This window comes from Winogradskyella sp. SYSU M77433 (assembly GCF_029911945.1).
In the GTDB taxonomy this organism is placed as follows: Bacteria; Bacteroidota; Bacteroidia; order Flavobacteriales; family Flavobacteriaceae; genus Winogradskyella.
The window spans coordinates 56012-69197 of the sequence record NZ_JARYTG010000008.1 but is presented as its reverse complement, the minus strand read 5'-3'; the positions used below and the strand labels follow the sequence as shown (position 1 = coordinate 69197).

Genomic DNA, 13186 nt, shown 5'->3' with positions numbered 1-13186 from the left:
TGTTTAATAATGATGTTAAGACTTCTATTTTCTTTAAATTAACGAAAATCTGAAAAACCTTCCAAAATAATAACATGAATAAAACAATAATAGTCTCCAACAGGCTTCCCCTTCAAATTTCAATAAGTGATAATGAACTAAACGTAACTCCCAGTGTAGGTGGACTTGCCACTGGAATGAAGTCCGTACATGCAGAGGGAAATGGTGTTTGGGTAGGCTGGTCTGGAATTACGGACGAAGAACTCGATGATGAGCTAAAACCTAAAGTCAATGAAAAAATTGAAGCTTCAAAGTGTAGAGCTGTTAGCCTCACTGAAGATGATGTTAATGACTTTTATCTTGGATTTAGCAATCGTACACTTTGGCCTTTATTTCACTATTTTTTGGAATATACAGAGTTTGAAAATTTACATTGGGAAGCTTACAAACGGGTTAATGAAAAGTTTGCTAAAGTGGTGTTAGAAACTATTGAAGATGGAGATACTGTTTGGGTACACGACTACCAATTATTGTTGCTACCACAACTTATTAAAGATGTAAAACCAGACGTTACTATTGGTTTCTTTTTACATATTCCGTTTCCGTCTTATGAGATTTTCAGAACCTTTCCTTGGCGTGAAGAATTGCTAAAAGGCATGCTAGGTTCCGATGTTATTGGATTTCATACTTACGACTACGAACGCCATTTCTTAAGTTCCGTAAAAAGAATTATGCGTTTGGAAGTGAAGTTTAATGAAATCACTTATTACGATAGAGTTATAAAGGTAGATTCTTTCCCTATGGGAATTGACTACAACAAGTTCCATGAAGCTGCTCTAAAACATAACGATCCTAATTCTAAAAAATCAGAGTTACAAAGACGTTTAGATACACACTTAAATGAAGGTGATGATAAAAAATTCATTCTTTCTATAGACCGTTTAGACTATACTAAAGGTATTCCAAACAGGATTCGTGCATTTGAATATTTCCTAAACAAACATCCTGAATACAAAGAGAAAGTACGCTTAGTAATGCTTGCTGTGCCTTCACGTTCTGGTGTTCCTCAATATCAACGTTTAAAACGTGAAACTGACGAATTAGTTGGGCGCATCAATGGTGAATTTTCTACCGTGAGTTGGACTCCTATTTGGTATTTCTACAGATCGCTTCCGTTTGAAAATTTAATCGATTTGTATACCTCATCTGATGTTGCACTTATTACTCCCGTTAGAGATGGTATGAATTTGGTAGCCAAAGAATACGTTGCCACGCGAACTAATGAAGATGGTGTACTTATTTTGAGTGAAATGGCTGGTGCTGCTAAAGAAATGAATGAAGCTATATTGATTAACCCAAATAATTTTGAAGATTTTGCTCACGCTATTAAACGTGCACTAACCATGCCTTTGGAAGAACAACAAAGCAGAATGAAAATTCTTCAAAAACGACTAAAACGCTATGATGTTGAAAAATGGGCTGAAGAATTCTTCAAAACACTAGATGCTACAACTCAAATGCAAGAAGTTGTAGTCTCTAAAAAGTTGAACGAAGAAGAAGAAAATCTTATCGTTGAAAATTATAAAAATGCTGAGAAACGTTTAGTACTTCTAGATTATGATGGCACTTTAGTCGGCTTTAAAGACAATCCTCAAGATGCCAAACCAGACGAAGAACTTTTTGCACTCTTAGATAAGTTTGAAAACCAAGAAAACACACATCTTTGCTTAATAAGTGGTCGTGATAAAGCCACTTTCGAAAAATGGTATGGTGATAAAAGTTATAGCCTTATCACAGACCACGGAGTTTGGAGACGCGAAAACAATAAATGGTCTCCGCTAGAAGTTCTAAAAACCGATTGGATGGCAAACATTAAGCCTATTTTAGAAACTTTTGTAGATAGAACTCCTGGTACATTTATTGAAGAAAAAGAATATTCATTGGCTTGGCATTACAGAACTGCAGATCCTGAGTTGGCGCAAATTCGTACTATCGAAATCAATACGGTTTTAACAAGTATGGTGGCCAATAACGAGTTGTCAGTTTTACAAGGAAATAAAGTCATTGAAATAAAAAGTAGTAACGTTAATAAAGGAAGGGCAACAACGCAATTACTTATGAAAGACGATTATGATCATGTACTAATTATGGGTGATGACTGGACAGACGAATATATGTTTGAAGCTGCACCAGAATTTGCTACAACAATTAAAGTTGGCTACGTAAAAACAAAGGCTAAATATCAGATTAAAGATTCCGATAGTGTTAGAAAACTATTACATAAACTCGTTTAAAAATGCGCAATTATATTTTCCTATTTATAGCTTTTGCTACCCTAAATCTTAGTGCACAAACCGACCCTAAAATCTATGATATCATCGATGCCATTTCAGAAGAACGCCTTAAGAATGACGTAAAAACCTTAGTAGATTTTGGTACACGTCACACATTAAGCGATACTGTTTCGAACACAAGAGGTATCGGTGCAGCTAGACGATGGATAAAATCGCAATTTGATAATATTTCAAAAGACTGTAATAATTGTTTAGAGGTTTTTTATCAAAATAACTTGGTAGAAAAAGGCACTAATCAGCGCATTGTAAAAGATGTGAATGTGGTTAATGTTGTTGCTGTTCAGCGTGGTACAAAATATCCTAATCAATTCATTATAATGAGTGGTGATATTGATTCTAGAGTTTCAGATCCTAATGATTATACGTCTGATGCTCCAGGCGCCAATGATAATGCGACAGGAATGGCTGGAGCTATTGAAGCTGCTAGAGTTTTATCCAAATATAAATTTGAAAGTAGTATTATTTTCGTTGGCTTATCTGGTGAAGAACAAGGACTTTTTGGTGGACAAGGATTAGCTAAATATGCTAAAGACAATGATTGGCAAATTATTGGTGTACTTAACAACGACATGATTGGAAATATTGAAGGTGTAGATGGTGTGATAGACAATCGTACCTTCCGAATATTTTCTGAACCTATTACTACTGACGAAACTGATGCAGAAAAATTAGCAAGGCAAGCCAGAGCTAGACGTTTTTATGGTGGAGAAGTTGATGGCATTTCGCGACAGCTAGCGAGATATGTTTACACAACAACTAAAACCTACATGCCAGAAATGAATCCAATGATGGTGTATCGTCTCGATCGTTTTGGTCGTGGTGGACATCACAGACCTTTTAATGATTTAGGTTTTGCAGGTATCCGAATTATGGAAGCGCACGAAAATTACACACAGCAACATCAAGATATTAGAACCGAAAACGGCATTGCTTACGGAGACACGTTTGAGCATGTCAACTTTCCTTATTGTAAAAAACTAACGGCTGTCAATGCTATTACTATGGCAAGTTTGGCCTCTGCACCACCTTCACCTAAAGAAGTTAGTATTGGCGGTATTGTTGAAGCTTCGGCTAAATTACAATGGAGTAAAGTTGAAGGAGCCAAAGGCTACAAAATATACTGGAGAGACACTACCTCGCCTACTTGGGATAACAGTCGCTATGTAGGTGATGCTAATGAATTCACCTTAGAAGGTATAGTTATTGACAACTTCTTTTTTGGAGTGGCTGCAGTTTCAGAGGATGGACACGAAAGTTTAGTTATCTTTCCGAACAAAATATTGAGATAATTTTTCTGTCATTCCTCCGAAAGCAGGAATCTAAACATTATTCAAAATGATAAAGAAACACATAGCGTTTACATTTTTATTAGTTAGTACTCTAATAGCTAACGCACAATTATTCAAAAAGAATAACACTTTCACCAGGCAAGATACGCTTAGAGGTAGTATAACTCCAGAACGTGAATGGTGGGATCTCACTTATTATCATTTAGACATCGAAGTAAAACCAGAAGAAAAGTTCATTGCTGGTACTAATACCATACAGTATAAAGTATTAAAACCGCATCAGGTTATGCAGATAGATTTGCAAGAACCTATGAAAATTACCAAAGTAACTCAAAATGGTAAGGAACGTGCTATAAAACGAGAAGGCAATGCTTTTTTCATCATGCTTGATGAACAAAATACAGATGATATTAATTCTGTTGTAGTACATTATGAAGGCCATCCGAGAGAAGCTAAACGCGCACCTTGGGATGGAGGTTTGTCTTGGAAAAAAGATGAAAATGGTAACCATTTTATTGCGACGTCTTGTCAAGGTCTTGGAGCCAGTGTTTGGTGGCCAAATAAAGACCACATGTACGATGAAGTAGATAGCATGCTCATTAGTGTTACTAACCCTAAAGGATTAACAAATGTGTCAAACGGTAGGTTACGAAAAGTTGACGATTTAGGTGACAAAGTAAAATCACATTGGTTTGTCTCCAATCCAATCAATAATTATGGTGTCAATATAAACATTGCCGACTATGTTAACTTTTCCGAAGTCTATGATGGAGAAAAAGGTCCACTAGATATGGATTACTGGGTGCTTTCCTATAATCTAGAAAAAGCCAAAGAACATTTTAAAGACGCACCAAAAATGATGAAAGCTTTTGAACATTGGTTTGGTCCTTATCCGTTTTACGAAGACAGCTTTAAACTGGTTGAAGTGCCTTATTTGGGTATGGAACATCAAAGTTCCGTTACTTATGGAAATCAATACAAAAAAGGTTACAGTGGTTATGATTTATCCCGAACGGGTTGGGGTTTAAAATTCGATTTTATCATAATTCATGAAGCTGGTCATGAGTGGTTTGCCAACAACATTACATATAAAGACATAGCAGACATGTGGGTTCATGAAGGATTTACAGCCTATTCAGAAAATCTCTTTTTAGATTATTATTACGGAAAAGAAGCCTCTGCAGAATATGTTATTGGTACACGAAATGGTATTCAGAATGACAAACCTATAATTGGCTATTATGATGTGAATAATGAAGGCTCGGGAGATATGTATTATAAGGGAGCTAACATGTTACATACCTTAAGACAACTTGTTGAGGATGATGAGAAATGGAGAGAAATTTTAAGAGGCTTGAATACTGAATTTTATCATCAAACCGTAACTACAAAACAAATTGAAGATTATATCAGCCAACAAACCAAGAAAGATTTAACGGCGTTTTTCAATCAATATTTAAGAACGACTCAAATTCCGACTTTAGAATATAAAATTGAAAACAATCAATTAAAATTCCGTTATACTAACATTGTAGACGATTTTGATATGCCGATTGAAGTTGAAATTGATGGTAAACATGAATGGATTTTTCCTAGTTCTGAATGGAAAACAAAGTCTATTAAAGGTGAAGATTTCTCAGTAGATAAAGACTTCTATATTTATTCTAAAAAGGTATAAGTTGGAAATCCCAGAACTCTATTTTGAACGTGACACTGACTGGTACGATTGGTTATTGAACAATCATCATAAGCATGATGCCGCTTACTTAATTTTTTACAAAATAGATCATCATATGCCATCTATGCGATGGGAAGAGGCTGTAAAAGTCGCTATTTGCTTTGGTTGGATTGACTCTACAGTAAAAAGTTTGGGCAGTGGAAAAAGACAGCAATACTTTACAAAACGAAATCCTAAAAGCACGTGGAGTGCTTTAAACAAAACTTACGTCAACCACTTAGAAAAAGAAGGCCTCATTCATGATACAGGTTGGGAAGTTATAAATCTGGCTAAAGAAACTGGAAAATGGTCTGAAATGGATGATGTTGAAAATGGCATCATCCCTAAAGATTTACAAAATGCTTTTGATAACAATCCTCAAGCTTTTAATAACTATCAAAACTTTGCAAAAGGCTATCAAAAAGGCTACTTATCATGGTTGCACAGTGCCAAGCGCGAAGCTACACGACAAAACAGAATCGCAGAGATTATAAAACTGTGCAACGCCAATAAAAAAACTCGCGACAACTGATAATTTCATTAACGTCTTATTAAGAAGAATACCAATCGATTTTTCTTAGTTTGCAGGTTTATGCATAACCGTGAAATCTAAAAACAAATCTTTAGCGAAATCTGTAAGATGGTACCGCAAATGGCATCGCTACATTGCCATGTCGCTTCTGGTATTTATTGCTATTATAAGTCTTAGTGGCATTTTACTGGCATGGAAAGATGAATTACAACTAAAACCACCTTCTGAAAAGTCTGCAAATACAAATTTAGAATTGCTCCCTCTCAGCAAAATTGAAACTATTGCTGTTAATCATATTAAGGATACAAACTTAGATACTACAATAAACCGTATTGACTACAGGCCAAGAAAAGGCATCGCAAAAGTGCGTTTTGAAACGCATTTTACAGAACTTCAAATAGATTGTTATACAGGTAAAATACTATCAGAAAAAACAAGAACCGCTGATATTATAGAAATGATACACGAAGGTTCTATAGTAGATTTTTTATTTAATTCTGAAAGTAAATCTGTTAAGCTTATCTATTCTTCTTTAATAGGATTTGGACTTTTGTTTTTGTCTTTCAGTGGCTTTTGGCTTTGGAAAAAACCTAAACAAATAAAGAAAAATAAATTTTAGCCGTTAAAATGCTATTCTTTCTACAACCCACTAATATAACTCCCATAAGGATCTTTGAACTGCAAACCTTCGGAATAACGGTATTTGCTCAGTTTCTTAAACTGCACTAATCCCCAAAGAATAAATTCTTTTTCAAAATACACATCTTTAGAATCTATATCTGGCTGATAGTCGGCTATTAAAACATCTAAAGGCTTTACTTCATCTAATTTTGATTTGTATGTAGTATCATCATAATCGTCTAAAAGCTCAAATCCATCATTATTAAAAAACCAAGACACTAAATCATCATAAGGTGTTTCCTCTCCTTGTTTTTCTAATTTTTCAATTTTTGGAAAATACTTAGGAAACAATGTTTTTACCGCACTTTCTATTAAAATATTGGCTACAAAATCGGCACCTTCTTGTTCTCCTTCATACACCAACTCTACTTTTCCTGTAATGGCAGGAATAACCCCTGTAAAATCCGATAGCCTCACTGAAGTCTCTTCATCACCCGAAATTAAAGCTCTTCGCTCAGCTGTACTTAATAAATTCTCAAAAGCAGTAATACTCATACGCGCACTCACACCACTTTTTACATCCACATATTCACTATCTCTAGCTTCAAAACTTATTTGTTCTAAAAGATCTTTTGCCAAATCTGGTACGTAAACAGATGCTGACTGTCGCTCATCTAAATTAGCTTCTTGGGAGGTGATGGTTCTTGCTGTCTCAACAGAATCTGGATAATGGGTTAAAATTTGAGAACCGATTCTATCCTTTAAAGGAGTTACTATACTTCCTCTATTGGTATAATCTTCAGGGTTTGCGGTAAACACAAATTGCATATCCAAAGGCAATCTTAGCTTAAATCCTCTAATTTGAATATCTCCTTCTTGCAAAATATTAAACAAAGCTACTTGAATTCTAGCTTGTAAATCTGGCAATTCATTTATGACAAAAATGCAACGATTAGCACGAGGAATCATCCCGAAATGAATCACACGATCATCTGCATAACTCAATTTTAAATTCGCTGCTTTTATAGGATCTACATCTCCTATAATATCAGCAACAGTAACATCTGGAGTAGCTAATTTTTCAGCAAAACGCTCATCTCTATGTAACCAAGAGATTGGTGTATTGTCACCTTTTTCTGCTATCAACTCTTTAGCATATCTGGACATTGGTTGTAAAGGATCATCATTTATTTCAGAACCTTTAACTACTGGAATATATTCATCCAACAAAGTCACCATCATACGTGCCAGACGTGTTTTTGCCTGACCTCGCAATCCTAAAAGATTAATATTATGTCTTGATAATATCGCTCGTTCAAGTTCTGGAATCACCGTGTTTTCATAACCGTGAATACCTTCAAATGTTGTGACTTTATTCTTTATATTTTCAATAAGGTTATCTCTTAATTCATCTTTAATCGATTTAGATTGATATCCTGATTTTTTTAATTCTCCTAGTGTTTTGATGTCTTTCATTTTCTAGCTTTTGGCTATTTGCTTTTGGCTATTAACAATTCTGTTTTTTAAAACTAAGTGCTAATTCCTAAAAGCTAATAGCTATTTTTATCCTTTAATTCTTCTTTTTCTATTGTTTTCGTAATCTTCAAAAATCATTTCTCCTAGACCTTTTAAACCTGTGTAAAATGCTTTCCCTCTATTGGCTTGCGTAAACTCTCGTATAAATTTCATCAAATAAGGGTCTTCTGCAATCATGAAGGTTGTAATTGGTATATGCAAACGTCTTGCTTGCTGTGCCATAGCATAGCATTTATTAACTATATAAGGATCTAAACCTACACTATTTTTATAATATTGACCATCTGGCATTCGCAAGCAACTTGGTTTACCATCAGTAATCATAAAAATTTGTTTGTTCGTATTTCGTTTTCTACGCAACATATCCATTGCCAATTGTAAACCTGCAACAGTATTGGTATGATAAGGTCCAACCTTAAGATATGGCAAATCTTTAATTTTTATAGGCCAAGCATCATTACCAAATACTAAAATTTCGAGTGTATCTTTAGGATAACGTGTTGTAATCAGTTCGGCCAAAGCCATGGCTACTTTTTTAGCTGGAGTAATACGATCTTCACCATACAAAATCATACTGTGGCTAATATCTATCATCAGCACTGTACTCATTTGACTTTTATGAAGGGTTTCTTCAACGACTAAATCATCTTCCGTTAGGTTAAAATTCCCAATACCGTGATTGATTTGAGCATTTCTAAGACTCTCAGTCACGGAAACTTTATCTAAGGCATCTCCAAATTGATAAGCCCTAAAGTCACCTGTATGTTCATCGCCAATACCAAGACCTTTGCTTTTGTGATTTCCTGAACCACTGCGTTTTATCTTTCCAAAAATATGATCTAGAGCCTGTTGTCTAATGGCGCGTTCAGTTTTTGCCGTGATCGCCATGCCGCTTCCACCATTGCCATCGTTATCAATTTCTTCTCGTATATAACCTTTCTTTTTTAGGTCTTCAATAAAATCATCAATGGTATAATCTGGTGTAGTAAGCTTATATTCTACATCTAACTGTCGCAACCAATCTATGGCCTCATCAAAATCTCCTGAGGTGTAAGTAATCAGCTCCTTGAAAATTTCAAAGAGTTTTTCGAAAGGAGATTGGTTTGGCGCTTCATACGTTTTGAATATAAAGCCCGATTTTCTTCTTTGTTCCTTCATAGCATTATAAAAATAACACTTTTAAATGTAACATTTACATATTTTCAGATTCTAACATTTTGTTAACTTTACTCGAAACTTATCTTACAATGTCTGAGGAAACTGAAATAGAACAGCCAAAAAAGTCTAGAAAAAAAATCAACTGGACTACTGATAAAATCATGAGTACCTCTGCCCTATTTATCAGTGTTATTTCACTTGTAGCTTTACTTTATCAATCGTATTTAGCTAGAGAAGAAAACAAACTTACACAAATGCAACAGAGTGCGTCCGTGCTTCCACACCTAAATCAATGGTATAGTGAATACGACAACAATTTTAAATTCGTCATAGGAAATAAAGGTGTTGGACCAGCCTTTATTGATGATGTTGAAATTGAGTTAGATGCAAAACATAAGTTCAACAATACCGATGACTTATTCGACCATATTTTCAATAACACCAAAGGCTTAGACACTATTCCTTATTCAAAAAACACACTCATTAAAGGATTTGTATTACAAGCCAATGAGCAAATCAATGTTTTAGAAATAGAGAACGCTAATAATCTAGACTTCGTAAAAGACTTGTTAAGCAAGAAAACTATTCTTTACAAAATTACTTACAAAGATGTTTATGGTGCCAAATGGTTATTATCAAATGAGAATTACAGCAATAATAGTACTACAATTCCTATTTTACTAGATAACTAGAACACAACTTTTTACATCTTTTATAATTCTCAAATTTCTTTTCATTATTTTTAAGGGTATTAATCAACCTAAACAATAATGAAACGTTTTCTCTTATGTGTTATGCTTTGTGGTGTAGCACTTCTTTCTGCACAAGAATTTTCGATGGATTTAGTAAAGAATATGACACCAAGAAACATTGGTCCCGGTGGTATGTCTGGTCGTGTAACAGCTATTGATGTTGTAAACAACAATCCTGATATTATGTATGTTGGAACTGCCTCTGGCGGACTTTGGAAATCAACTTCTGGAGGTATAAAATGGGAACCTATTTTTGATAAAGAACTTACTGCTTCTATAGGAGCTGTTGAAATTCAACAATCTAACCCGAGTGTTATTTGGGTTGGTACAGGTGAAGGTAACCCAAGAAACTCATTAAATGGCGGTTATGGTGTATACAAATCGCTTGATGGTGGAAAATCATGGAAATCTATGGGTTTAGAGAAAACAAGACATATTCATAGAATCATTGTAGATCCAACCAATCCTGATGTAGTTTATGTAGGTGCTATTGGTTCACCTTGGGGCGAACATCCAGAACGTGGAGTCTTTAAAACTACGGATGGTGGCAAAACATGGGAAAAGATTCTTTTTGCAAATAACAAAACTGGTGTTGCTGATTTGGTGATGGATCCTTCTAACCCAAATAAACTATTCGCTGCCATGTGGGAACACAAGCGCGATCCTTGGTTTTTTAATTCCGGTGGTGAAGGATCTGCACTACATATGACGCACGATGGAGGTAAAACATGGAAAAAAATCACTGAAGAAGATGGTTTCCCAAAAGGAGATTTAGGCCGTATTGGTGTGGCTATCTCACCTGGAAAACCAGACGTTGTTTATGCTCTTGTTGAAGCTAAAAAGAATGCGCTTTATAAAAGTGAAGATGGTGGTTTTAAATGGCAAAAAGTAAATGATAAAAACGATATTGGAAATCGTCCCTTTTACTATTCTGAAATCTACGTAGACCCACAAAATGAAAACCGTGTTTATTCTGTATTCACATATATCAATGTTTCTGAAGATGGTGGAAAAAACTTTACACAACTCATGCCTGCTTATGGTGTGAGTAATGGAGTGCATCCAGATCATCATGCGTGGTGGATTCATCCTGAAAATGGCAATTTTATGATTGATGGCAATGATGGTGGTATGAATATTACCAAAGATGGTGGAAAAACGTGGCGATTTATTGGCAATCTTCCTGTGGCACAGTTTTATCACATAGCCGTAGATAATGAATTTCCTTATAATGTATATGGTGGCATGCAAGACAATGGGTCTTGGAGAGGACCTGCCTATGTTTGGAAAGACCAAGGCATTAGAAATAGTTACTGGCAAGAAATAAGCTTTGGTGATGGTTTTGATGTGGTTCCTGATAGAGATGATTCGCGTTACGGTTGGTCTATGAGCCAACAAGGTTACGTTAGCAGATACGATTGGCAGACAGGAAATAATTATTTGGTGAGACCAACACACCCTGATGCTGATGTACAATTACGTTTCAATTGGAATTCAGCCATAAATATTGATCCTTTTGATAATAGTACTATCTATTTCGGAAGCCAATTTGTACATAAATCGACTGATAAAGGTGAAACTTGGACAATTATATCACCAGATCTTACCACTAACGATCCGGAAAAACAAAAACAATCTGATAGTGGTGGTTTAACTATGGATGCCACAGGTGCGGAAAATCACACCACAATTTTAGTTATTGAACCGTCACCAATTGAAAAGGACATGCTTTGGGTTGGTACAGATGATGGTAAAGTACACTACACTACTGATGGAGGTAAAAACTGGACCGATGTTTCCAAGATTAAAGGTTTACCAGAAAACAGTTGGATAGCACAAATAAAAGCGTCTAACAAAAATAAAGGGGAGGCACTTTTGATAGCTAATGATTATAGACGCTTCAACTACAATCCTTATGCCTTTAGAACTAAAAATTATGGTAAAACTTGGGAAAGAATTGTAGATGAAAACGATGTTCAAAGTTATGCCTTAGCAATTATTGAAGATATTGAACAACCAAATCTTATGTTTCTTGGAACTGATGATGGACTTTATATCTCACTAAATGCTGGAGAAAAGTGGACCAAGTGGACAGAAGGTTTCCCGACAACATCAGTAAAAGATTTAGTCATTCATTCTAGAGAGCATGATTTAGTTATAGGAACATTTGGAAGAGCTGCTTGGGTTTTAGACGATATTAGACCTTTGAGAGCTATGGCGAAAGATAAGTCAGTCCTCAATTCAAATATTGAATTATTCGACCCACCAATAGCCTATCAAGCAGCCTACCAACAACCAACCGGAAGTCGCTTTGGTGCAGATGCCATGTATCATGGCGAAAATCGTGGTTATGGAGCGCATTTCACCTATCTGTTCAACAAAAAGAATGAAGATATCATTCAGAACGATAGTGAAGAATCTCAAAACGAAAATGATGATGAAATCGAGAAACAAGTTAACAACGACACTGACAACGTCGTAAAATGGGATTCCCTAACTTTAAAACTATACGACGGAGAACGCTTGATTAGAACTCTAAAACAAAAAGCTCCTAAAGAAAATGGACTCCACAAATGGACTTGGTATATGGACGAAGCTGGCGCTGATAGACCTTCTCGTAGAATTAGAAAAAACGATAGAGAATCTGGTGGTGTTAATGTAAAACCAGGAACTTACAAAGCAGTCCTTCACTACGGAGATTTAATCTCTGAAACAACAATCAAAGTAGAGTCTGATCCAAGACTTGAGGTCTCTCAAAAAAATATAAATGAAGTTTATACAGCGCTTAAAGATTTAGAAGCTATTCAACAAACTACTGCTGATGCTTTAGAGCAATTGGTAAAAAGTAAAAATATCGCTGAAGATTATAAAAAAGAACTCACCAAACTCGATAAGGATAAATACAAAGAAGAAATAAAAGCTTCAAAAGAGGTAGTAAAATCGATTGATAGCCTCATTGACAAATATTTAGGTAAAGAAGATAAACGTCAAGGTATTACAAGAAATCCTGATGTAACTCCTCTTCAGAGATTAGGTCTAGCTGCTGGTTACGTTAGCAATAGCCAAACAGGATTAACCTCAACAGAAACCACTTTAATTCAACAAGCTAAAGATGCCATCAGTACTTTACTAGCTGAAACAAACACATTTTTTAATGACGATTGGACAACCTACAAAACAAAGATGGAACAAGTTAAAACCAATCCTTTTAAGGAGGTTAAAACTTTTAAGATAGATTAATCAATTAA

At 35.2% G+C, this 13186-nt stretch carries 9 protein-coding genes; 7 read left to right on the top strand and 2 right to left on the bottom strand.

Translation table 11 applies throughout. The features are described from left to right. The first annotated feature begins 74 nt into the window (after positions 1 to 74). The 5 genes from QGM60_RS15340 to QGM60_RS15320 all read left to right on the top strand — a co-directional run bounded on the left by QGM60_RS15340 (position 75) and on the right by QGM60_RS15320 (position 6490). Positions 75 to 2273 (top strand): bifunctional alpha,alpha-trehalose-phosphate synthase (UDP-forming)/trehalose-phosphatase, encoded by a 2199-nt coding sequence (locus QGM60_RS15340; RefSeq protein ID WP_281141132.1) that lies wholly within the window; start codon positions 75 to 77, stop codon positions 2271 to 2273. A gap of 2 nt (positions 2274 to 2275) precedes the next feature. Then, positions 2276 to 3622, top strand: a complete 1347-nt coding sequence (locus tag QGM60_RS15335; protein WP_281141131.1) for a M28 family metallopeptidase — start codon at positions 2276 to 2278, stop codon at positions 3620 to 3622. A gap of 46 nt (positions 3623 to 3668) precedes the next feature. Further along, entirely contained in the window at positions 3669 to 5300 is a 1632-nt protein-coding gene (locus QGM60_RS15330) for a M1 family metallopeptidase (protein WP_281141130.1), read from the top strand. Between the two features lies 1 nt (position 5301). Continuing rightward, positions 5302 to 5871, top strand: coding sequence for a YdeI/OmpD-associated family protein (locus QGM60_RS15325; protein WP_281141129.1), 570 nt, complete (start codon positions 5302 to 5304; stop codon positions 5869 to 5871). Positions 5872 to 5941: 70 nt separating this feature from the next. After that, positions 5942 to 6490 carry a PepSY-associated TM helix domain-containing protein gene (locus tag QGM60_RS15320; protein ID WP_281141128.1) on the top strand — a complete coding sequence of 183 codons (549 nt, stop codon included), beginning with the start codon at positions 5942 to 5944 and terminating at the stop codon, positions 6488 to 6490. Between the two features lie 20 nt (positions 6491 to 6510). Here QGM60_RS15320 and QGM60_RS15315 read toward each other — a convergent pair whose 3' ends face one another. Together QGM60_RS15315 and QGM60_RS15310 are read right to left on the bottom strand one after the other, a co-directional pair. After that, a complete protein-coding gene (locus tag QGM60_RS15315; RefSeq protein ID WP_281141127.1) occupies positions 6511 to 7968 on the bottom strand; it encodes a magnesium chelatase in 1458 nt (485 codons plus the stop codon). An 87-nt stretch (positions 7969 to 8055) separates the two neighbouring features. Next, positions 8056 to 9186 (bottom strand): VWA domain-containing protein, encoded by a 1131-nt coding sequence (locus QGM60_RS15310; protein WP_281141126.1) that lies wholly within the window; start codon positions 9184 to 9186, stop codon positions 8056 to 8058. A gap of 89 nt (positions 9187 to 9275) precedes the next feature. Between QGM60_RS15310 and QGM60_RS15305 the strand changes: the two genes are divergently transcribed. Then, complete coding sequence (locus QGM60_RS15305; RefSeq protein WP_281141125.1) at positions 9276 to 9878, top strand: hypothetical protein; 603 nt, start codon at positions 9276 to 9278, stop codon at positions 9876 to 9878. Between the two features lie 78 nt (positions 9879 to 9956). Then, positions 9957 to 13178: a hypothetical protein gene (locus tag QGM60_RS15300; RefSeq protein WP_281141124.1), complete on the top strand. Its 3222-nt coding sequence runs from the start codon at positions 9957 to 9959 to the stop codon at positions 13176 to 13178. The last annotated feature ends 8 nt before the right edge of the window (positions 13179 to 13186 follow it).